Source organism: Lacticaseibacillus boliensis, assembly GCF_054784775.1.
The window spans coordinates 17,595-40,412 of the sequence record NZ_BAAIHN010000021.1 but is presented as its reverse complement, the minus strand read 5'-3'; the positions used below and the strand labels follow the sequence as shown (position 1 = coordinate 40,412).

At 54.2% G+C, this 22,818-nt stretch carries 19 protein-coding genes; 15 read left to right on the top strand and 4 right to left on the bottom strand.

Going from position 1 to position 22,818, the window contains the following annotated elements; genetic code table 11:
• Positions 1 to 32: 32 nt before the first annotated feature.
• The gene (add, locus tag ACYVRB_RS09450; RefSeq protein WP_461215045.1) at positions 33 to 1,055 is read right to left on the bottom strand and encodes an adenosine deaminase; all 1,023 of its coding nucleotides are present in this window, start codon (positions 1,053 to 1,055) and stop codon (positions 33 to 35) included.
• Positions 1,056 to 1,106: 51 nt separating this feature from the next.
• On the opposite strand from add, the gene ACYVRB_RS09445 reads away from it, so the two are divergent.
• The 5 genes from ACYVRB_RS09445 to cydC all read left to right on the top strand — a co-directional run bounded on the left by ACYVRB_RS09445 (position 1,107) and on the right by cydC (position 8,418).
• Positions 1,107 to 2,408, top strand: a complete 1,302-nt coding sequence (locus ACYVRB_RS09445) for a thymidine phosphorylase (RefSeq protein ID WP_461215043.1) — start codon at positions 1,107 to 1,109, stop codon at positions 2,406 to 2,408.
• Between the two features lie 97 nt (positions 2,409 to 2,505).
• The gene (locus tag ACYVRB_RS09440; RefSeq protein ID WP_461215042.1) at positions 2,506 to 3,924 is read left to right on the top strand and encodes a cytochrome ubiquinol oxidase subunit I; all 1,419 of its coding nucleotides are present in this window, start codon (positions 2,506 to 2,508) and stop codon (positions 3,922 to 3,924) included.
• Entirely contained in the window at positions 3,921 to 4,919 is a 999-nt protein-coding gene (gene cydB / locus ACYVRB_RS09435; RefSeq protein ID WP_461215040.1) for a cytochrome d ubiquinol oxidase subunit II, read from the top strand. Before ACYVRB_RS09440 ends, cydB begins: the two co-directional genes overlap by 4 nt.
• Positions 4,920 to 4,946: 27 nt before the next feature.
• Positions 4,947 to 6,680, top strand: a complete 1,734-nt coding sequence (cydD, locus tag ACYVRB_RS09430; RefSeq protein WP_461215039.1) for a thiol reductant ABC exporter subunit CydD — start codon at positions 4,947 to 4,949, stop codon at positions 6,678 to 6,680.
• Positions 6,667 to 8,418 (top strand): thiol reductant ABC exporter subunit CydC, encoded by a 1,752-nt coding sequence (gene cydC / locus ACYVRB_RS09425; RefSeq protein ID WP_461215037.1) that lies wholly within the window; start codon positions 6,667 to 6,669, stop codon positions 8,416 to 8,418. Before cydD ends, cydC begins: the two co-directional genes overlap by 14 nt.
• On the opposite strand, the gene ACYVRB_RS09420 is transcribed toward cydC, so the two are convergent.
• Positions 8,386 to 9,339, bottom strand: coding sequence for a polyprenyl synthetase family protein (locus tag ACYVRB_RS09420; protein ID WP_461215035.1), 954 nt, complete (start codon positions 9,337 to 9,339; stop codon positions 8,386 to 8,388). The genes cydC and ACYVRB_RS09420 overlap by 33 nt on opposite strands.
• Before the next feature lie 71 nt (positions 9,340 to 9,410).
• On the opposite strand from ACYVRB_RS09420, the gene ACYVRB_RS09415 reads away from it, so the two are divergent.
• The 10 genes from ACYVRB_RS09415 to ACYVRB_RS09370 all read left to right on the top strand — a co-directional run bounded on the left by ACYVRB_RS09415 (position 9,411) and on the right by ACYVRB_RS09370 (position 21,040).
• Positions 9,411 to 10,316, top strand: a complete 906-nt coding sequence (locus tag ACYVRB_RS09415; RefSeq protein ID WP_461215033.1) for a 1,4-dihydroxy-2-naphthoate polyprenyltransferase — start codon at positions 9,411 to 9,413, stop codon at positions 10,314 to 10,316.
• Positions 10,317 to 10,335: 19 nt separating this feature from the next.
• The gene (locus ACYVRB_RS09410) at positions 10,336 to 11,427 is read left to right on the top strand and encodes a metallophosphoesterase family protein (RefSeq protein WP_461215031.1); all 1,092 of its coding nucleotides are present in this window, start codon (positions 10,336 to 10,338) and stop codon (positions 11,425 to 11,427) included.
• Between the two features lie 1,589 nt (positions 11,428 to 13,016).
• Complete coding sequence (locus ACYVRB_RS09405) at positions 13,017 to 14,009, top strand: D-2-hydroxyacid dehydrogenase (RefSeq protein ID WP_461215029.1); 993 nt, start codon at positions 13,017 to 13,019, stop codon at positions 14,007 to 14,009.
• A gap of 4 nt (positions 14,010 to 14,013) precedes the next feature.
• The gene (locus ACYVRB_RS09400; RefSeq protein WP_461215028.1) at positions 14,014 to 15,054 is read left to right on the top strand and encodes a PTS transporter subunit IIC; all 1,041 of its coding nucleotides are present in this window, start codon (positions 14,014 to 14,016) and stop codon (positions 15,052 to 15,054) included.
• 771 nt (positions 15,055 to 15,825) lie between these two features.
• Positions 15,826 to 17,085 carry a carboxylate--amine ligase gene (locus ACYVRB_RS09395; RefSeq protein ID WP_461215026.1) on the top strand — a complete coding sequence of 420 codons (1,260 nt, stop codon included), beginning with the start codon at positions 15,826 to 15,828 and terminating at the stop codon, positions 17,083 to 17,085.
• A gap of 78 nt (positions 17,086 to 17,163) precedes the next feature.
• The gene (locus ACYVRB_RS09390; RefSeq protein ID WP_461215024.1) at positions 17,164 to 17,625 is read left to right on the top strand and encodes a universal stress protein; all 462 of its coding nucleotides are present in this window, start codon (positions 17,164 to 17,166) and stop codon (positions 17,623 to 17,625) included.
• A gap of 53 nt (positions 17,626 to 17,678) precedes the next feature.
• The gene (gene sfsA, locus ACYVRB_RS09385) at positions 17,679 to 18,407 is read left to right on the top strand and encodes a DNA/RNA nuclease SfsA (protein WP_461215022.1); all 729 of its coding nucleotides are present in this window, start codon (positions 17,679 to 17,681) and stop codon (positions 18,405 to 18,407) included.
• Between the two features lie 90 nt (positions 18,408 to 18,497).
• Positions 18,498 to 19,202 carry a sortase family protein gene (locus ACYVRB_RS09380; RefSeq protein WP_461215021.1) on the top strand — a complete coding sequence of 235 codons (705 nt, stop codon included), beginning with the start codon at positions 18,498 to 18,500 and terminating at the stop codon, positions 19,200 to 19,202.
• A gap of 33 nt (positions 19,203 to 19,235) precedes the next feature.
• Positions 19,236 to 19,931 (top strand): class A sortase, encoded by a 696-nt coding sequence (locus ACYVRB_RS09375; protein WP_461215019.1) that lies wholly within the window; start codon positions 19,236 to 19,238, stop codon positions 19,929 to 19,931.
• A 140-nt stretch (positions 19,932 to 20,071) separates the two neighbouring features.
• Positions 20,072 to 21,040: an AI-2E family transporter gene (locus ACYVRB_RS09370; RefSeq protein WP_461215067.1), complete on the top strand. Its 969-nt coding sequence runs from the start codon at positions 20,072 to 20,074 to the stop codon at positions 21,038 to 21,040.
• Between the two features lie 65 nt (positions 21,041 to 21,105).
• On the opposite strand, the gene ACYVRB_RS09365 is transcribed toward ACYVRB_RS09370, so the two are convergent.
• Positions 21,106 to 22,338, bottom strand: a complete 1,233-nt coding sequence (locus tag ACYVRB_RS09365) for an L-lactate MFS transporter (RefSeq protein ID WP_461215017.1) — start codon at positions 22,336 to 22,338, stop codon at positions 21,106 to 21,108.
• 198 nt (positions 22,339 to 22,536) lie between these two features.
• The gene (locus tag ACYVRB_RS09360) at positions 22,537 to 22,740 is read right to left on the bottom strand and encodes a hypothetical protein (RefSeq protein WP_461215015.1); all 204 of its coding nucleotides are present in this window, start codon (positions 22,738 to 22,740) and stop codon (positions 22,537 to 22,539) included.
• Positions 22,741 to 22,818 lie beyond the last annotated feature (78 nt).

Sequence of the window (22,818 nt, the reverse complement as noted above, 5' to 3'; positions counted from 1 at the left end):
CCGTATGGGCGCGGTACCGGCGTTTTTAAGTGCTAGACATCTCGATATGGCGCGTAGTCGTGTTGGATGCGAGCTTTGAGTGCTTCGCGGGCATCTGGGGGCAAGAAACTGGCGGCTGCGGCGTTGAGGTTGAACTGGTAGAAGTCGCTGACGCGGGTCCCAAAGGCTGTGGTGAAGCGCTCGTATTCTTGGGTCAAAGTCGTGTTGGAAACGGTCCGGTTATCCGTGTTAATCGTGATTTTAGCCCCCGCTTCCATCAGCTGTGCGTAAGGATAAGTGGCCAGGCTCGCCGCGGCTTTGGTTTGCAGGTTGCTGGTGAGACAGAGTTCTGCCGTTGCGCCCGCGGCGACAAATTGTTGCAAGGCGGCTGGTTCGTTGTATAAGGCGGTGGCGTGGCCGATTCGGGGGATGCCCAACCGAACGGCTTCGACGATATTTTGCACACAATGGCATTCGCCTGCGTGCAGTGTCAGCGGCACACCCAGCGCTTGCGCGTGGCGAATCGTGGGGGTCAAGACGCTGGTGGGAAAGTCGGCTTCGTTGCCAGCAAAGTCAAAGCCGACCAGGCCGTGGCCAACGAGAGGCGCGGCCAAATCGAAAATTTGGGCGTTGGTGGCAGGCGCGGATTGCCGCATGCCGCACACCAAGGCGGTCGCTTGAATGTCGTCTTGTTGCATCGCCTGGTGCAGGCCCGCCACCACGGCATCGATCGCCGAAGCAACGCTCAAGCCGGCGTCGAGCGAAAATTCAGGAGCAAAACGGACCTCGATGTAGCGCACGTTTTCTTGTGCCGCTTGGTGCGCAACGTCAAACGCGGCGAGCTGGAGCGCTTGGGTCGTCTGCAACAAAGGACGCATGAAATCAAACGGCCGCAGATAATCTAGCAGCGTCTTGGCGTCTGCTGGCGCTTGCACCAAGGCGGTCAAGGCGTCATCGCTTGCTGGCACCGAGATCTTGGCCATGGCCGCGAGCCGGCGGATGGTCGCTAAGGAGATCGAGCCGTCGAGATGGCAATGCAACTCGATTTTGGCGAGGTGGTGATACAATGAATGCATGGGGATCCCTCCAATCAAATTGAGTGTAACACAACCTAAAGGAGCGATAGTATGCGGATGGTAGACCTGATCGCAAAAAAGCGCGATCGCGGGGCTTTAACGGCGGACGAAATTCAATGGCTGATTCAACAATATGTAGCCGAAAAAATACCGGATTATCAGATGAGCGCGATGCTGATGGCGATTTATTTTAACGGGATGACCGACACAGAACAAAGCGCGCTGGCTCAAGCCATGCTGGCGTCAGGAAAGCGGCTGGATCTACACGAGATCGCAGGCATCAAGGTGGACAAGCATTCGACCGGTGGCGTCGGCGATAAGCTCAGCCTACCGTTGTTGCCGCTGATGGCCAGCCTAGGTGTACCGGTGCCGATGGTTTCCGGACGCGGGTTGGGTTTCACCGGCGGCACCTTGGATAAGTTGGAAAGCATCCCCGGCTTCAACGTGAACCTGACGACGGCACAGTTCATCTCGCAGGTGCAAACGATCCATCAGGCGATCACGGCGGCTTCAGCCGACTTGGCCCCAGCAGATAAACGGCTGTATGCCTTGCGCGATGTCACCGGGACCGTCGCCTCTAAGCCGCTGATCGCCAGTTCGATCATGTCCAAAAAGCTGGCATCAGGTACTGACGCGCTGTTGTTCGACGTCAAAAGTGGCAACGGCGCCTTCATGACCAACGACGCTGACGCAACCGCCTTGGCCAAGGCCTTGATCGCGATCGCAAAAGATGCCGACGTCAAAGCTGTGGCGATGATTACCGATATGAACCAGCCGTTGGGAATCACCATTGGCAATAGCCTCGAGGTAGCCGAAAGCATCGCTGTGCTTAAAGGTCGCGGGCCCAAAGACGTTCATGGACTCTTGATCGCCCAAGCCGGCCAGATGCTGGTGCTTGGCGGCCGGGCGCAGACGCTGGAAATCGCTCAAGGGATGGCAGAAGACGCTTTGCGCGACGGGCGGGCCTTGCGTGCATTCAAGCAATTGATCACCGCGCAAGGTGGTGACGCGCGCGTCGTCGATGATCCCAGAAAACTGCCGCAAGCCAGCCAGAAGTTTGCCATCAAGGCCACGACTGCCGGTTTTGTTGGCGAGATCGACACCAGGGCCCTCGGGGTGGCGGTGATGCAACTCGGTGGTGGCCGCGCGACCCAAGACGCAACGCTGGATCTGACCGCCGGCTTGGTGTTACATAAGAAACTCGGGACGCCGGTGGCGGTCGGTGAAACGCTGGCGGTCGCCTATGGCAGTACTGCAGATCCCGCCGCGGTAGCCCCGGCGGTACTCGAGGCTTACCATATCACGCCAACGGCACCGACGATGCCCAAGCTGATCCACCAAATTTTACGTTAATTTTTTACGATTGTTGCCGTGTTCCAGATTCGGAGCGCGGTATGATTATGGTATCAAGGGTGTATCCGCTATCATTCGTAGCTAGGAGGGTATCATAATGGGAGTAACTGTCTTAGAGTTGGCGCGGTTCCAGTTTGCCATGACGACGGTGTTTCATTTTTTCTTCGTGCCATTTTCGATCGGCATGGCGTTGACCACCGCCATCATGGAAACACTGTTTGTCCGCACGCATCAACAGATCTACAAGAAGATGACGCTTTTTTGGGGCAAGATCTTCTTACTTAGTTTTGCCGTCGGGGTCGTGACCGGGATCATTCAAGAATTCCAGTTTGGCATGAACTGGTCGAATTATTCCCGGTTCATGGGCGACATCTTCGGGGCACCACTGGCGATTGAAGCGCTGCTGGCGTTTTTCATGGAGTCAACATTCATCGGGTTGTGGATGTTCACTTGGGATTGCTTCAAGCCGGCACTACACGCGGCGATGATCTGGCTGGTGTGGTTGGGTACCACGTTGTCTGCAATCTGGATTTTGAGCGCCAACGCGTTCATGCAACATCCGACCGGGTTTGCGATCAGCCATGCCACCGGACGGGTACGGCTGGTGGATTTTGGCGCGGTAATCACCAACCCGCAGCTGTGGGTCGAGTTTCCGCATGTGATCTTCGGGGCCTTCACGACGGCCGGGTTTGCTGTTGCCGGCATGGCCGCTTGGCGGCTGCTGAAGCACGACCATGAAGAATTCCACCTGCGCAGTCTCCGTGTCGGCCTGGCGATCGGCGTGATCGCGTCGATCGGAGCCATTGGCGTTGGGGATTTGCAGACGCAATTCATCATCAAAGACCAACCGATGAAGTTTGCCGCGACCGAAGGCATTTATAAAGACACCGGTGATCCGGCGTCGTGGACGGTCGTGTCGTTGATCGATACCAAAAATCATGAAACTAAAGCCAATGTTGAAGTGCCTTATCTGCTTAGTTTGCTGTCTTACCACAAACCGTCAGGCGCCGTCAAAGGCATGGAGACGGTCAATACCGAATTGCAGCAGAAATATGGCAAGGACAAAGATTATTATGTTCCGGTCAAAACACTGTTCTGGTCGTTTCGGGTGATGTCTGGCGGCGGGGTGCTTTTGGCGCTGTTGGGCATCTTGGGCTTGTGGTTCAGCCGCAAGCGGCATGACACGCTGTTGCAAAAACGCTGGCTGTTGCGCCTGTTAGGGTTTGCTTTGTGGCTACCGTTTATCGTTAATACCGCAGGCTGGTTGATTACCGAACTCGGGCGTTACCCTTGGACCGTCTATGGCTTATACACGATCGCCGATTCGATCAGCGCCACGACGACGGCCGGCCAGTTGTGGTTCAGCAACATCATGTACGGTTTGATCTTCACGCTGCTGGGCGGCGTCATGGTTTATTACAGCAGACACACCTTGTTGCACGGTCCGGATGCGGATCTGCGCACAGACTACGCGGTAACCAAGGATCCATTTAGCAAGGAGGCGTTTGAACGATGAGCGGGTTGCAATTACTGTGGTTTTGTTTGTTGGCGGTTTTGTTTATTGGCTTCTTCGTTTTGGAAGGGTTCGACTTTGGGGTTGGCATGGCAACGCGTCTGCTGGCCCGCAACGAGTCTGAGCGGACGCAACTGGTTGCGACGATCGGGCCGCACTGGGATGGCAACGAAGTGTGGCTGATCACGGCAGGCGGGGCGATGTTTGCGTCTTATCCGCTGTGGTACGCGAGCCTGTTTTCCGGCTTCTACGTGCTGTTTTTCCTCGTGTTGTTTGGGCTGATCGTGCGGGGGGTCTCGTTCGAATTTGCAGCCCATGCAGAAACGCCGAAGCAACGGCAGATCTGGCGCTGGGCGCTGTTTTTGGGTAGCATCATCCCGCCGTTTTTCTTGGGGATGATCTTCACCGCAATCATCCAGCCGCTACCGATCGATGCTCACATGGACATTTATGCCGGCTTTTTGAACCAGGTCAACTTCTTGACGATCGTCGGTGGCGTCGCGGTGGTGCTGATGTGTCTCATGCACGGGCTGAACTTCATCCGGTTGAAAACCACCGGTCCGCTACGCCAGCGTGCGCGGCAGTTTAACCAAGTCCTGTCGTGGGTTTTATATGCCGGTGAAGTTGTGTTTGCCGCATTGGTCTGGTTCCAGACGGACTTCTTTGCCAAGCGGCCGATCAGCACAGCGGTGATCGTCGTGTTGATCGTGGCCGCGGCGGTGGTGCAACACCTCGGCGTGCGCCAGGATCGTGAAGGCCTGTCGTTTGTCGGCAGTGCCGCCGGCTTGGCGCTGGTCGTGATCTTGATTTTCAACGGGCTGTTCCCACGGGTATTGATCGGCCAAGACGCCGCGCATTCGTTGTTGATCACGCAAGCGTCTGCGAGTCCATTGACGTTAACAATCATGACGGTGGTGACTTGTGTGTTGCTTCCGATCGCGTTGGCGTATTTCATCTGGGCTTATGTTGTGTTTCGCAAGCGGGTACCGGCGCAATAGGCGCCGGCCGCTTGGATAGGAGTCGTTATGATCGATGCTCGTTTAATGCGCCTGCCCCAGGTCAGAAAGGTGATGGTGGGGTTAGGCGTTTTAACCTTTGTGCAAGCCGCCGTGATAGTTGGTCAGGCCTATTTTCTGACCGCCGCGATCGTGCATCTGTGGCACCAACAAGCGCTTTCGACGCTGTGGCCGCTGGTCGCAGGATTTGCGTTGATGTATGCCGTGCGGCAGCTGATCAGCTATGCGCGCGATATGATCGCCAGCCGTTTCGCACGACATCTGGCGGATGATTTTCATGAGCAGTTGATGGCCAAGTTATATGAACTCGGGCCGCAGGTGATGTTGGCCAACGGCGTCGGGGAATTGGTAACGGTCGGCCTCGATGGCATCATCGAGGTGCAGACTTACCTCGAGTTGATTGTCGGCAAAATGCTGGACATGATGATTATTCCGGTTGTGGTGTTGATCGCGATCGCGTTGCAAAGCGTCAAGGCGGGGATCGCCTTGCTGGTCTTATTTCCGGTAATCATTTTATTCATGGTAATCTTAGGTCTGGCGGCGCGTGACCAATCTAAGCGCCAATACGCCGGCTTCGTGCAGCTGGCCAATCACTTCACAGATACGCTGCGTGGCCTGAAAACCTTGCGCTTTCTTGGTTTGTCCCATGACTATGCGCAAAATGTGTATTCTGTGTCTGAGACCTATCGCAAACAGACCATGGTCGTGTTGCGCACCGCCATGCTGTCGAGTTTTGCGATGGATTTCTTCTCGACGATCGCCATCGCCATCGTCGCCGTGTTTTTAGGGATCGACTTGTTGAACGGGACGCAGGTCCTTTTTCCTGCGCTGCTCGCGTTGATCCTGGCGCCGGAATATTTCATGCCGATCCGAGAATTTGGCAACGACTACCACGCCACGCTGAACGGCAAAAACGCTTTGGCGGCGGTTTGGCAGCTCCTTGACCAGCCAAAGCCAGTGGTGGCACCGGCTTTGCCAAACTATACTTGGGATGCCCATAGCCGCTTGAAGGTCCAGACGCTGAGTTACCATTACGACCAGCAAGCCGGGGTGCAAGACCTTGATTTTGAGTTGCGCGGGCATCAAACGATTGGCATCATCGGTACCAGCGGCGCCGGCAAATCAACGGTGTTGAATCTGTTGGCCGGCAACTTTGCCCCCGATGCCGGGACGCCGTTCACGCTGAACGGGACGCCCTTGGCGACGCTACGGCAGGCAGACTGGCAGCAACACCTCAGCTACATCCCGCAAACCCCGTATTTGTTTGCCGCGACGATCGCGGCCAATGTCCGGCTCTATCGCCCCGATGCCACGTCTGAAGAGGTGGCAGCCGCGGTCCAAGCGGCAGGGTTAGCCGCTTGGATCGACCAGCTACCAGAAGGGCTGCAAACGACGATCGGTGAAGGCGGCCGCGCGCTTTCTGGCGGGCAAGCCCAACGGATCGCGCTGGCGCGGACGCTGCTCGACGACCGTCGCGATGTGTGGCTGTTCGACGAACCGACTGCCCATCTGGACATCGAAACCGAAGCCCGGCTGAAGGCGACGATGCAGCCGCTGTTTGCAGACAAGTTGGTGGTGATGGCGACCCATCGCCTGCACTGGCTTGAAGCGATGGACTGGGTATTGGTTATGGCCGGTGGCCAAATCGTCGCGCAAGGCACGCCTGAAGACCTGCAAGCGCATTCGGCAGCCTTCAAGCGGTTGACCAATCAGATGCGAGGTGAGTTCAATGTGGCAAAATGATCACTGGGTCCGCCCAGATCTAAAACGATATCGCGGCTTGCTGGTGTGGTCGCTGGTGTTTGGCGGGCTGACGTTCGTTTGCGCCGGAGCGCTGATGTTCACGTCGGGGTATCTGATCGATTTCTCTGCGCGCATGCCGCTGTTTGCGGCGATCTACGTGCCGGTGGTGTTGACGCGTGCGTTCGGGTTAGGCCGACCGGTTTTTCAATATCTGCAACGCCTGACCAGCCATAACTGGGTCTTCAAAATCACCAGTCACATGCGCCGCCGGTTATACCTGTTGCTCGCTCAAAAAGCCGATGACACCGACACCATGCCCCAAACCGGAGATGTGATCGGGCTGTTGGCAGACGACATCGGGCACGTCCAGAATCTGTATCTGCGGACGCTTTTCCCAACGATCGTTGCCGGCGGGCTGACTTTGGTCTGCACACTGGCGGTGGGGATTTTTGATTGGCGCTTTGCCATCGTCATCGGGTTGTTGTTGCTGTGTCAGATCGCGCTGATCCCGTTTTGGCGCTTAGGCGTCGAGGCGGCCCGCAAGCGCCAGCAAAAAGCGCTCACGCACAACGCTTATGTCACCGTCACCGACCATGTCTTGGGGTTAGGCGACTGGGTCTTGGCGCGGCGCCGCAAAGATTTTCTTGACCGCACGACGACTGACTGGAAGGCACTTTCCGCTTCCCAAAGCCAGAGCAATCGCAGTTTACACCTGCGGATATTTATCGCGCGCCTGGCGTTTGGATTGTTGCCCATCGTTTTGCTGTGGTGGAGCGCGCTGCGGTTTACCGCGACTGCCAGTGCCGCCAATTGGGTCGGCGCGATCGTGCTGACGATTTTCCCGCTGGAGCAGGCCTTTGCAAGCCTTTCTACCGGTATCGCGGAATGGCCGACCCACCAGGCGTCACTCAAGCGGCTGAACGCTTTGCAGCCGCCAGCGGTCAATCTGCCAGAGCAACAGCCGGTACCGGCTGATTTTGGTTGCTTGCGTCTAGACGACGTCACGTTTACATATCCGCACACGCCGACAGCGTTGTTGACGCACCTTGACCTTGAGGTACCCAAAGGCAAAAAAATCGCCTTGCTCGGGCCAAGTGGCATGGGCAAGACGACGATCATTGATTTATTGATGGGCGACCTTAAGCCAGATAGCGGGGCCGTGTTGTTGGATGAAACGGCGATCAGTGCGTATCAGACCCATCGCCAAGACTTGTTTGCAGTGCTTGAACAGCAACCCCACTTGTTTAACACATCGATCAAGAATAATATTCGGTTAGGCAATCTAGCGGCGACAGATGCTCAGATCGCAGATGTCATCGCTAAAGTCCAGCTCACCGAGCTGATCGCCAACTTACCGCAAGGGCTTGAGACCCCGGTGGCAGAAGCGGGATTGAATTTCTCCGGCGGTGAACGTCAGCGGCTGGCCTTGGCGCGGATCTTGTTGCAAGACGCGCCAATCGTGGTGCTCGACGAGCCGACTGTGGGTCTAGATCCGCTGATCGAACAGGAATTGATCGAGACGATGTTTACCACGCTGGCCGATAAGACCCTGGTGTGGATCACCCACCACCTTCAAGGCGTCGCGCGGTGTGACCAGGTGTATTTCTTGGAAGACGGCCGGTTCACGATGCAAGGGGCGCCGGCACAGCTTGCCGCGACCAATGCGCGGTACCGCCAGCTGTTGGCGCTTGATGCAGGCTGGACATCAGCGGACGCGGCCGAGAAGCTGGGACGTTAACGCGATCAGCTCGTCGCGCGGGGTGCCTGCCGGCAGAAGATCTAGCGTGGCGCGAGCCTTGTCGCTGTAGCGGGCGGCCAGCGCCCGTGCTTCAGGGACGCCGGCCTGGCGGATGCGGGCGGCGGCCTTTTCTAGTTGGGCGGGATCGTTGAGCAACGCCGCCAGCTGCGGGTCGTGTTGTAAGGCAAAAAGCGTCGGCAGGGTGTAGATGCCGTGGCGCAGGTCTTGCAGCGGTGGTTTGCCGCTGGTTTGCTGGGTCGTCGTCAAGTCCAGCAGGTCATCGACCATCTGGAAGCTCATGCCCAACAGCCGTCCGTAGCGATAAGCACGGCGGCATAGTTCTGGCGAGCAGTGGCTCAAATAGGCGCCTTGATAGGTGGCGAGACCAAAAAGCGCCGCGGTTTTGCCGCCAATCTGGCGCAGGTATTGATGGATCGTCGGGATCTGGTGGGCAGGGCGGCCGTTTTGATCGAGCTCGCCGAGTAAGATCCGGCGCATGACACGGGCGTTGATGCCCACGTTGGCGACATCTGGAACCGCGTCTGCGAGCAGGTCGAAATACACCGCGAAAAGATAGTCGCCGGCATAGATCGCCGCGCGATTGCCGGCGGTGGGGTGGATCGTGGCCACACCGCGCCTGGTCGGAGCGGCGTCAAGCACGTCGTCGTGCACCAAGGTGGCGAGATGAAGCGTTTCGATCGCAGCGGCCGCATAAACCAGCCGCCGTTCGTCGCTGGTGCCAAAACGCGAAAACATGAATAACAAGCCGCTACGGAGCATTTTACCGCCGGCCTGGAGTTGCCCTAAGATCAACTTGTTGACCGGCGTCACGTGCAGTTGGGTGCGCGCTTTCAGTAACTTTGTTGTTGCCTGTAGTTGTGCTTGCACCTCTGGATACCCTTGCCACAATGACGCTCCCATCTCGACACCCCTTTTTCGCTGTTAAAATCAGGATACTTGAAGCCGTTTTCTACGTCAATAGGGAGGACGATATGACACTCAGAACTTTCCTTGAAATCATTGAGATCAAGGCCAAAACGGCCTCGATCTTTCCGTTTTTGTTAGGCGGGCTATATAGCTGGTATCATTACCAACGTTTTCGTCCACTTGAACTTATAATTTGTTTTATAGCCGTCGTTTTGTTTAACATGGCAGTTGACGTCGATGACAATTATCAAGATTACCTTCGCGCCAGCAATACCCAAGCCTTCCATTATCGCTTGAAGACCAATATCATCGGTCGTGAGCATCTCAGCCTCACCACGGTTAGATGGTTGATTATTGGCTTAACCAGTGTGAGTGCGCTGATCGGGTTATGGCTGACCAGTCGGACTGGCTGGCCTTTGTTGATCTTGGGACTCTTCAGCTTTGCGGTCGGCTTCGGGTATTCTGGTGGCCCGCGGCCGCTGTCGTCGACGCCGTTTGGGGAACTTTTCTCTGGCTTCACCATGGGCTTTGTCATCTGGCTGATCGCAATCTATGTGTCACTGGGACACCTTGACTGGGCCTTGTGTTGGCGGGTTTATTGGAGCAGCGGCTTGGTTCAAGGGGCGATCGCGGCGTTGCTGCTGGCCAATAATATCGCAGATGAAGATGAGGATATTGCCCTCAAGCGCCACACAATCGTGTATTATTTAGGCAGAAGGCGCGCGTCATGGTTGTTTGGCGCTTTGTATGCCTGTGGCTACATCAGCCAGATCGCCGCGGTATGGGCAGGGTGGTTGCCGAAGCTGTGCTTGTTGACACTGTTGACGGCGATTCCTGTCAGCATCAAGGTCCGCGGCTTTCTCAAGCATCCGGTCAAGCGTGAAACGTTCGTCTTCGCAATCCAAAACTTACTGATCATCACCGCCACTGAATGTGTGACCATGGCATTGGGGGTGGCGTTCGGCGTCTAGACGCCATTAAGGAGGCAACATGCGATATCGACATAATATTTCGATTCGACGTTTTGCAAAACGAGACCTGGAGGCTTTTGCCCAGGCGGTGCGGCCGCAGATTACTGGGGCGGCGTTGAATCTTGCAATCATCACAGATACCCATGATCGGACCCAGCTTAGCCGCTCGTTTTACGGGCCAAACGGTTATTGGCACGTGCAAGAGCAGCACTGGCTGTGTGGTGAGTTGCCGATCGATTGGCGGGTCCATCTCGGTGATATTGTCGACGGTTCCGAGCCTTCAGTGTTGACGATGTGGCGCTTGCGCAATATCGTCAATGATTACCAGGCCAGTGAGTTGCCATTTGTGATCGCTCGTGGCAACCACGACGATAACGACAAATATGCCGAGCGCAATCGTCGCTTTGCCGGCAGTTTCCATCCTTGGGTCTATCATGATCTGGTCTGGGAGAAAATGGCGCAGCAAGTTGGCGGACCCAGCGTCACCAGGCATGGCTTGAGCGTTTTTGACCACGGGAATATTCGCACGATCACCTTGAACACGTCAGACGTGCCTGTGCGCTGGATCGGCGGCCGCAAAAATTATGACATCAAAAAAACGTTGGCCGTCACCGCAGATCAACTGCAAGAGCTGGCGGATGCTTTGGCCGATGCCGGCGGTCGCGATGTTTTGATCATGGCCCACGCGCCAGCGATGACGCGCCCGAACAAGCCGGGTTTGCGGTTTAACGGCCGGCAGTTGCACGAGTTGCTTCGCGCGTTCAATGAACATCTCAGCGGCACCCTTGATTGTGGAACGCACGTCGACTTTGGCGGGCAGGTCGCGTTTGATTTCAGCCACAATTCCGGCAAGATCATTGCGTATGTTGCAGGACATTGGCACGTGGAAGAAGACTTCAGCGTCAACGGGCTACATTATGCGTTGTTGAATAACAGCGCCTTGATGGGCTGGACGCACGGGCTGACTACGCGCTATAACCGCCGCTGGCGCCGCCGACTCAATCAGCCAAGCGAATATGCCGGCTATGTCTTGAGCATCGACACGACCGCCCGACGCCTGCGTCTCTTCGGCTATGGCGCCGCAACGCCTAAGCGGGTGTTTGCGTATTAGCTGTCGTTGTCCGGCAGCGTAAGTCTTTGGTGTTGGGTAGACCGGTTTGACTGCCGGGTGCGGGGGAAAGCGACTCCAGCAGGATCAATCTGTCGTGGAGAGGGTGCTCGGTGGAGCTAACTTCGTCTGCGACGAAGTGGATCTCCACCTGCGCTTGGCTGTAGGCGACAAGTCGCCAACAGCCATCTCACCACGTCAGATTGACCTGCTTCCGTCACTTTCGCCCGCACCCTGGATTCTGCGTATCAGGATAGTTTGGTGTCATGGACAGACGGGTCAACTCGTTGGTCGCCACTAATCCATTTCTACTCACTTAGAAATTGCCACTTCTGGGGATGATGGACGCTAACGTCAGGGTTTGGGGTGTGGAGGCCCGAGATGGCTCAGGCGCGGCATTGTTGTTAGCGGCTGAGCCGCTTACAACAAAGGCGTCGAGGAAGATCCACTCGTAGCGAAGCGGAGAGTTAGCTTCCGAGCGCCTCGCACCGTTCCAGCCATCTCAAGGGCCGGAACATACCAAACCCGACCTATACCACTATTCCCAACACATCCCAAAGAAGGCTTATGCTGCCGGACAGCTTAAGTGTCATTTAATCGTAGAAAGTCGCGAGTAATTGCGGCTTTCTTTTTTCGCAAAAATAACGAAATAATTTTTTCGGAAGCGGTTGCAAGAATTCAAAAGTCATGCTATACTTTAGTCAGAGTTAAGGAAGAGGTTAGCGGCAGGAAGATTTCGTTAAACCGGCTCGAAAGTGCAATATGCAGTTCAACACAACGTAACAATCACCACCCTGTTGAGTAGCTTGCAGGTGCCAGAACCCGAAGATGATGCGAATGGTTATCTCAATGTCGAGGCAAGAAATTTCAAGAACTTGAAGGTTTAACAAGTTTAGAAACCGGCGGCCGCAACGGCCAGTCGGAGCTGCAAAACGATTAGAGCAAGGTACAGTTAATGCTGTGCCACCACCAGAGTACCAGTAGTCAGAACCGTATCCTAGATAACACATGGAGGCGCGAGTCTAATAACAAGACTTTACGATCCAAGCGGAACGATGAGTTCTTAAATAGATGTTTATCGGGTGCGTATTTACCACCAAACTTTGCCAGGTTATTTGGCAACATCAAGCCGTTGTAACTCATTGAACCGTACAAGTGAATAAGCAGTTAGCAGAATTTCGAGGTGTCGCAGTATATTAGTCACATTAAGTTGTCAAGTAGCGCCGCAACCTACCTTAACTTAAGGGTTCCATTTCGCGAAGTAAGTGAAATGGGACCTATTTTTTTGGCTTAAAAATTGGGTTGACTTTCTTCGATATCGTGGTAACCTAATGTTAATCAAATTCTTAGGAGGTTCTCATTATGATTCAGACTCTTGTGGTTAAGCTTCATGCGTTTAGCTTCGCGTTTAGACAGTGATCTGTCTGGCGCGAGGCTCATTGACGTGAGCTTATCACACCACGCAGATCGACCTCGACTGCGTGGCTGAATTGGACGGAGAACCGTCTCATGACACCCTCGCAGCCGCTTGGCTCGCGAGGGTTTTTATTTTGTGTCAGAACCGAATGTCGATTACATAGGAGGAATTATTCATGAAAGTTCAAATGTACTCAGTCCGTCCCGATGAAAAAGAAGCAATTGCCAGCAACTCAGCGCAGATCGGTTGCACCGTCGACACGGTCAGCCATGACTTTACCCCGGCAGACATCGCCAACTTGCAAGGCTACGACGTCTTGTGCTTGGCCCAACACGGTGCGATCGGGACCCCAGAAGACTATGCCAAGATTGCAGCCGCTGGTATCCATCACATCGCGTTGCGGATCACGGGCTACGACATCATCGATTTGAAGGCGGCAGCGGATAACGACATCAAAATTACAAACGTACCAGCTTATTCACCACGTTCGGTCGGGGAAATGACGCTGACACATGCCATGCTTTTGGTTCGCCACCTTAATGAAGCCAAAGCGCGCATGGCGGCCGGAGATTATTCCTGGGGTGGCTTGGAAGCCGATGAGATCCATACGTTAACCGTTGGCATTATCGGGGTCGGCAAGATCGGCTCCGCGGTGGCGCGCCTGTTCTACGCGTTAGGGGCGACCATCATCGCCAACGATCCGATCCATCGGCCAGAGCTCAGCGACATTTTGACTTATGTGGATAAAGACGAGTTACTCAAGACTGCAGATATCGTCACGGTACACACGCCACTTGATGAAACCACCCATCATTTGATCGATGCGGACGCGTTGGCAGCAATGAAGCCGACCGCGATCTTGCTCAACTGCGCGCGTGGCCCGATCGTCGACACAGATGCGCTGATCGCGGCGTTGGAAAACAAGACGATCGCCGCCGCCGGGATCGATTCGATCGAAGATGAAAATGGTATCTTCGGGGATAACCTGACCGGAAAAAATGTCCCGAATCCGCGCTTGTTAAAGCTTCAGCAGATGAGCAACGTTTCCCTCAGCTCACACATGGCGTTTTACACCCGGCCAGCGGTGGCAAACATGGTCGCTATCGCGTTGCACGATGCAGATACGATCGCCAAGGGTGGCGTATCAGAACACGAAATAAAGGGGTAACCACATGAAATCTGTTAAAACCGGCACCATGAACATCCTCAACGGCTTGTCCATCGGGATCATTGTTGCGTTGATTCCTGGCGCCATTTTCAATTCATTGATCGGCGCATTGATCCCCAGCTTCCCGAAGTTGGCATTCATCACCGCCTTTACAGGCGCAGCCCAAACCATGATGCCGCTGTTGTCAGCGGTCTGCGTGGGGATGCTGGCTAAATTCACCCCGATTCAAACGACCTCATTGGCCTTGGCGGCGCTGGTCGGTGCCGGGAACATTCAGGTGGCCAAAGCCGGCTATAACATTGCCGGGACAGGCGATATCATCAACACCGGGATCACCTTGGCAATCGGGTATATCTTGATCAAGTGGCTGGGCAACGCGTTGAAGGCTTACACGATCTTGCTGATGCCGAGCATCTTGTTGCTGGTCGCCGGTGGGATCGGGCACCTGACGCTCGGGCCGGTGTCTGCATTCACGCAGGCGATCGGTGGTGTCATCAAAGACGTCACGACGGTACAACCTTTGTTAATGGGCATCTTGATGGGGATCGCGTTCGGGTTGTTGATCGTCAGCCCCATTTCAACCGTTGGGATTGCGACTGCGATTTCATTGGCCGGCATCGGAGCCGGGAGTGCCAACCTCGGCGTTGTCGGCGCGCAGTTTGCCCTGACTGTTTACGGTTGGTCCGCAAATTCCTTTGGTACGTCGATCGCACACTTCCTGGGTTCACCAAAAATGCAGATGGCAAACATTTTCTCCCGTCCAAAGCTCTTCTTGCCGATTCTGATCAATGCCGGCATTATGGGCGGCATCGGGGCCATTTTCAACATTCAAGGCACCCCAATGAGCGCCGGCTTTGGCTTTGCCGGCTTGATCGGACCGCTTGCCGCGCTGAATGGCATCGGCCACACGACTACTGGCAGCATTATCGAAGTGACCTTGATCTTCTTGATTATTCCAGTCGTGCTCGCATTGATCAGCCATCTGCTTTTCACCAAGCTGTGGCACTATCAAGAATCCAGCGACTACGCATTAAATTATGCTTAAATTTCAGAAACCATAACGCAAAAGAAGGCCGACCAATATGGTTTGCCTTCTTTTTTGCTACAGCTGTCCGGCAACGTAAGCATTTGGGGTGTGGGAGACCAGTAAGCTGTCGGGTGCGGGCGAAAGCAACTCCAGCAGGTTTCAATCTGTCGTGGAGAGGGTGCTCGGCGGAGCTAACTCAGCTTTGCTGAGTGGATCTCCACCTGCGCTTTGCTGTAAGCGACAAGTCGCTAACAGCAATCTCACCACGTCAGATTGACCTGCTTCCGTCACTTTCGCCCACACCCTGGATTCCACGCATTAGGATAGTATCGTGTAACGGACAAGCGGGTTATCTCTCGCTATGAATGCGGTGTAACAAATATCTTGTCAGCCGCTATCCAATTTTTCCAGCCTCGGAAATTGCCACTTAGGATATTTAGAACGCAAATGTAAGGACGGGGTGCGCGGAAGACAGATATGGCTCAGGCGCGACATTGTTGTTGGTGGCTTGCCACCTACAACAACGGCGTCGAGGGAGATCCACTCGTAGCGCAGCGAAGAGTTAGCTCCCGAGCGCCGCGCACCGTTCCAGCCATATCTGTCTGGAGTGCACCCCGTCCGGACCTATACTACTATCCCACCCACCAACCTAAACACACTTACGTTGCCGGACAGCAGTAGAGTTTAAGATGGCATGTCGTTTTCATGGGCGAATTTCAGCGGAAGAACGGGTTGTGGTATAATGCGCATTGAAACCGCCGTAAGTGGCGTGATGATTAGGAGAGAATAATGTCAGAGATTCCAGAATTTACCCCAGTGCTGTTAGGTAGTGACATGAACGTGTACGGTATGGCACGTTCGTTTCATGAGCTCACCGGGCAAGTTGTCGATGTGTATGCCAAGGTTCAGCTGGCACCGACGCGTTTTTCTAAGATCGTTAATGTGCATTTGATTGATGATTTTGACGCTGATCCGACCTTCATCGAGCACATGCGGCAAGTCGCAGCAAAATATGCCAACTATGACGGCAAGGTCATCTTGATCGCTTGTGGGGATGGCTATGCAGAGTTGGTTTCGAAGCACAAAGAAGAACTCAGCAAAACATTCGTCTGCCCGTATGTCGACTATGATCTGTTGAAGCGCTTGAACTCTAAGGAAAGCTTCTACCAAGTCTGTGATGAATACGATCTGCCGTATCCGAAGACGAAGATCATTACCAAGGCCATGTATGAATCAGGCGCTCAGATCTCCACGCCGTTTGCCTTTCCGGTGGCGTTGAAGCCGACCAACTCGGTTGAATGGCTGTTGATCCATTTTGAAGGGCGCAAGAAGGCCTTCACGATCCATTCACAAGTCGAACTCAACACGATCATTGCCAAGATCTACGACAACGGTTATACCAGCGATTTGATCTTGCAAGACTTTGTGCCAGGTGACGACTCGCACATGCGGGTGTTGAACGCTTATGTCGATCAGCAGCACCATGTCAAAATGATGTGCCTCGGGCATCCGCTTTTGGAAGACCCGACACCAGCTGCGATCGGGAATTATGTCGCGATCTTGCCGGAGTATAATCAAGACCTGTACACCAAGATGCAAAAGTTCTTGGAAGACATCAAATTCACTGGGTTTGCGAACTTCGATATGAAATACGACGAGCGCGACAACACGTTCAAGCTGTTTGAAATCAATATCCGCCAAGGGCGCTCGAGCTTTTTTGTGACCTTGAACGGCTACAACTTGGCGCAATGGCCGGTGTTGGATTATGTTACCGGGACCTTGGACGATCAACCGACAGTCTATGGCAACCAAGACGAAAGCAAGCACCAGCTATGGTTGGGCGTGCCGAAGTCTGTGTTTAAGACATACGCCAAAGACAATCCGTACAAGCAAGAGGCGCTCAAGTTGATCGCCGCCAAGCGCTATGCGACCACGGTTTTCTATGACAAGGATATGTCGTTGAAGCGCTGGGTCTTGATGAAGTACATGTTCCATAACTATGTTGGCCGCTACAAGCAATTTTTCGCCGAAAATAAGGGTGACGCCTAAGCGTTGGGCAATTGTTCGCGTCCGTAAGCGTTACGCGGTATAATGTAAGCGTAGCGTTTATCAATAGGAGGGGTTACCTTGGCAACTGAAGACGATTTCGAAGTTGAATCCATGCATTACAACCGATTGTTGTTGGCAGTAGACGATGATGACGATGACTCTTCGCGCAAGGCGTTCAATTATGCCTGCACTTTGGCGAAGATCTATGGGATTCCGTTGGGGATCGTTTCGATCCTTGAAACGGGAGACTTGAATATTTATCAGTCGCTGTCACCGGATCTGTTGAGCGACCGCCGCAGCGAAATCGCGGCCAACCTCAACACCTACGTCGACAAGGCTGAAGCCTTCGGTGCCCAAGATGTGCAACCTTTGATCGGCGAAGGTAAGCCGGCACACGTGATCCTAGAAGAAATCGTCCCGGCGTTTAAGCCGGATCTGATCATATTGGGGTCACACACACGTCGAGGTAAGAATCACATCGGGCATGTTGCCGGCGAAGTTGTTCGCGAGGCATCGGCATCGGTGATTATCGTACGTTAAGCACTAAGGTCTCAGATCATCTGAGGCCTTTTTTATTTGAAAGAGGCAAATCAATGCAGTATGAGCAAGTTACCGTCGGCAAAGTCATTGCGCGTATCAGTCGGTTCACGGTGCAAGTCGCGTTAGGAGAAACCATTGTTTTGGCCCATCTGTCCAACACCGGACGCAACAAGGAGTTGCTCGTCGCCGGCCACAAGATTTCAATCAAAAAAGCGGCCAATCCCGCACGCAAAACGCCTTATGATGTGATCGCGGTGCGTCGTGATGGCAGGTGGATCAATATCGATAGTCTTGCCCCCAACCGATTGGTCAACGCCGCGTTGCGCTCAGGGGAGCTGGTGCTACCAGGCTGTCGCGAGCCGCTACAGGTCAAGCCGGAAACGACCTGGCGAGATTCACGGTTGGATTTTGCCGGGGTTGATGCAACGGGCCAAGAATTTTTTGCGGAAACCAAAGGTGTGACGCTGGCCAACGGCGACTTAGCGGCGTTTCCAGACGCGCCGACGACCAGAGGCCTCAAACACGTCCATACGCTTCAAGCCGCGCAAGGCGAAGGCTATGTGACCTATCTGATCTTTGTTGTGCAGTTACCTGATATCCACCACGTCACGATCTATCATGAACGCTTCCCGGAGCTGGCACCGGCGATCACCGCAGCCAAGCACGCCGGCGTGCAGGTTTTGGCGCTCGGTTGCCGGACAGGGGCAGACTTCATTGCGTTGGCCGAGCCGCTTCCGTTTGATGAGACCCTCGCATTTGCCGAAGTGACCCCGGAATCGTAAATTTTACAATTAAATTGCTGGCAATTTATTTCAATCGCAGTATAATGACCGCGTGGTGGTATAGCAGATCTCATTGGGGAGGGGTCAGCAATGAAGAAAGGATTACTGGCAATCGCCATCGGATTGGTATGGCTTGGGTTGCGGCCGGTACAGCCGGTCGCTGCAGCACCGAAGATCATCACCACGTCGTTGACGACAAAAGTTGATGTCCCGGTGAATCTGGCGAGCGTAAAGACAACTTACGCAACCAGTGCGATCCGGCTTATCCAGATCGTTGGCACGCAGCCGGTTCTCGCCGCGCCGCAAAAACAGGTGATAACGGTCAAAGTCACCGCTAAAGACGGCACGACGGCCCAAAAGCAACTGACGCTGAATGTGGTTGCCAACTCGAAGCTCAAGCAGCGCGCAAACATGATCTATTTCCGTCAAAGCGCGGTGCCTTATATTCGCGGCGGCACCTGGGTGAAAACCGCACCGGCGCTGACCGCCCAGACCTGGGGCGGCAATCCGGTATTTTCTGGAACCGACAAGCAAAACACGCACTTTATCGGGCATAACCCAGGCGTGTTTGTTCAAAATAAGCTGCTTCGTGTCGGGGATGTCATCAAGGTCACCGACGCGAAAAACCGGGCGTTCACTTATCACGTTTACAGTACCGCGGTGGTGAACGCGCTGGGTTATACGGCTTCTGGCGCTGATCTTTATAGCGATATTGCCAGCCGTGGCACGACGGAGCGGATCGTCTTGCAAAGCTCCGTGAACGCGCAACAGAAGCTGGTGGTGTTCGCGCGCTGAACCGTGTAAAATAGGCACCAAGGAGGTGAGCCGATGGCAAAACATCCGCAACACCGCTGGCGCGTATGGGCCTGGCGGGGAATTCTGACGCTGGGTCTAATCGTGGGTTTGGCGCTAGTTTTTAATGAACAAATCAAATTGTATGTTGTCGATCATCTCAGCGAGCATACGATGCAAACAATCGACAAGAAGACGGTGCAGCACAACGAGAAAACAAAGGGTAACTTTGACTTCAATGCCGTCAAGGCGCTCGATGTGCAACACGTTGCCAAAGCCGCAACGACGGCCAACCAACGCAACGCGATCGGTAAGCTCGCCGTTCCTAGTGTCAACATGGCCTTGCCGATTATGAAGGGCTTGGCCAACGAGAACCTGTCGACTGGTGCCGGCACGATGAAGCCCGATCAAACCATGGGTAGCGGCAACTATGCATTGGCTGGCCATTATATGACCGACAAAGGGATCTTGTTTTCGCCGTTGAAGAACGTCCAGCTAGGCGATAAGGTCTACTTGACGGACATGGCCAAAGTCTACACGTATAAGGTAACCACCAAAACCACGGTCGATCAGACCCAGGTGCAATGGATCAATGATGTCGCTGGCAAGAAGCTGGTCACTTTGATCACCTGTGCATCCGCTACAGAAGGCGAAACCAATCGGATCGTCGTTCAAGGTAGTTTGGTGACCAGCACCAAGGCGACCAGTGCGGCCCTGCGAGTCTTCAATTAACCGGTACGGACAGTTTAATCAGCGAAGACGTCGGCTACCGTCGGCGTTTTTGTTTGCAAAGTTTGTTATAATGAAGGCCACATGGAGGTGGTTTGCGGGTGACATACGAGAAATTCTTACGAAATACGCCGTTGCGGCGGATGGTGGTGTTGGCGTCTGTGATCTTGGTGCTCTGGTTTTCTAGGAGTATCATGAGCACGATCTTGCTGACGTTTATCTTCTCTTTTTTGGTGACAAGAGCGATCAATGCCGTCCGCCGGCATGCGCATGTCAGGGCGGTCGCGGTGGTGGCGCCGCTGTACTTATTAGTCGTCGCGGGTGTGAGCTATGCGGCGATCCATTACGTCCCAGAGATCATCAAGCAATCTGTGAACCTGTTCAACTCGGTGTTAGAGTTTTACAACAGCGGCCATTTTGACCACAACGAAACGATCCAGTGGCTCTTGCAGTCGATCAATCAGATGAACCTGAAGACGACCTTGCAGAAGTGGCTGACCACGATCTTGCAATACGCCGGCTCGATCGGGGCGATGGGCGTGACGTTTGTCTTGTCGTTGTTGCTGAGTTTTTTCTTCACGGTTGAAATCGATACGTTGAAAAAATTTGGCAAGCAATTTTTACGTTCCCCGTTGGGCTGGTATTTTGCGGACCTGAAGTTTTTCGCAGACAAATTCATCGATACCTTTGGCGTCGTGATCGAAGCACAGATCGTGATCGCGGCGGTCAACACGGTCATCACCACGATTACCTTGGTGTTTATGAAGATGCCTAATATTCCAACGTTGGCGATCATGGTGTTCATCTTATCGCTGGTGCCAGTAGCAGGGGCGTTCATCTCATCGGTGCCGTTGGCGGCTATTGCCTATACCGTCGACGGGACTCAAGGCGTCATCACGATCATCATCATGATTTTGGTGATCCACGCTTTGGAGGCTTATGTCCTCAACCCCAAGTTCATGTCGAGTCGAACCAAGCTACCGGTGTTTTTCACCTTCGTCGTGTTGTTGGTCGGTGAAGAATTGTTCGGCACTTGGGGGTTGATTGTCGGGATCCCGATCTTCACGTTCTTGTTAGACATTATTGGCGTTAAAAAAATCGAAGACGACTGAATTTAGTCGCGTCCAAAAACAAGGACGAACCGGTATTTCACGGCTCGTCCTTGTTTTTGGCTGGTTTAATCTGTGGGGAGCTTTTGGGTAGCCGCGGTTTTGACAAAGGCGCGGCGAATGGTGAAAGAGATGGTCAAGGCAACCAGTTCCAGCATCCCAAAGACGATCAGGGTGGTGTGATAGCTGTGGGTGACTTCATGGACAACAGACAAGATCACTGGTCCGACCAGTCCGGCGATGCCCCAAGCGGTCAAAACATAGCCGTGAATGGCGCCAAGTTCCTTGGTCCCGAACACGTCGCTGAGGTAGGCGGGGATGACAGAGAAACCTGCGCCATAACCGGAAAGAATGATACAAAACACGATGGTGAAGATAACGGGGGAATGAATGACCAAAAGTGCCAAGAGCAATGCGGTCATGATCGCAAAAACTAAGCTGAAGGTGTTTGGTCGCCCGAGCCAATCCGAGGCGCTTGCCCAAAGCAAACGGCCAAGCCCGTTGAACACACCGATGATCCCGACCATTAAAGCCGCGGTGGCGGCAGTCATCGCGGTGTTGGCCTGGGCCATCGGGGAAGCTGCAGCCACCAGTCCGATGCCACAAGTGATGTTGATGAACAACATGAGCCAAAGCAGGCGGAATTCGCGGGTGCGCACGGCTTGATTGGCGGTCAACTGCGCGCCGCCGGTCAGGCTAACGCCGTTAACTTGACCGTGATCAGTTGTGGCGACAGTCTTTGGCGGGCGGATGAACTGTGCGGCAATCACCATGACCACGAAGTACACGCCACCAAGCGTGAAAAAGGTTTGCTCGACACCAACGGTCGAAAGTAGTTGGTGCGCGACCGGACTGGTCAACATGGCAGCGAATCCGAAGCCCATGATCGCACAGCCGGTGGCCATGCCACGGTGTTTCGGAAACCACTTGATAATCGTTGACACTGGCGTGACATAGCCGAATCCGAGACCCTTGCCGCCGATGACGCCATAGCCCAGATACAACAACCAGAGTTGCTGGGTGTGCACGGCGACACCAGTGAGCACCATGCCAGCCCCGTAACAGAAACTGGCAATGGTGCCGGTCACATGCGGGCCAAACCGTTCGACTAAGCGACCGGCAAAGGCTGCCGACATACCCAAAAAGAAGATCGCCAGGCTAAAAGCAAACGAGATCGCCGCTTCAGACCATGGCGTTGCGGCCTGAATGGCTTGGGTGTACACGCTCCAGGCATAGACAGAGCCAATCATCAGATGGAAGATCACACCGGCAACGGCAACAACATAGCGATTAGTTTTCAAAATCGTCAGGTCCTCCTATTTGCGAATAAAATATAGCGACGTTTTAAAAAGGTGCGTGTTTTGAGTGTAATTGGTTCATATATTTTGTGCAACCCGCCGAGTATGCTTAAAAACACGAATTTCTATAATTGTCAGTAGCAGGCAAAAAATTGCACAGTTAGCCACAAAAAAACTGACTCGAAAATCGAGTCAGTGTTGTCAATGTCGCCTGAGCCGGCTGATGAGATGTAAGATCAAGGCCAAGCCGCCGGCAAACAAGATGAGGTCTGCCGCAATATGCACGCCACCCCAAACAGCGGAGGTGTCGACAAGCGTGCGCAGGCTGGGGGCATTGACGTAAACCACGAAGTAAACAACGCTCAGCAACCATAAGCCGAGTACAGTAAGCCAAATTTTACGCATAAGCTCTCCTGATTGGTTCAAAGTGTCCGCTTACATCATAGCAAACTTTTGTTTAGGCGTCGCGTTTTTCAGAAAAAT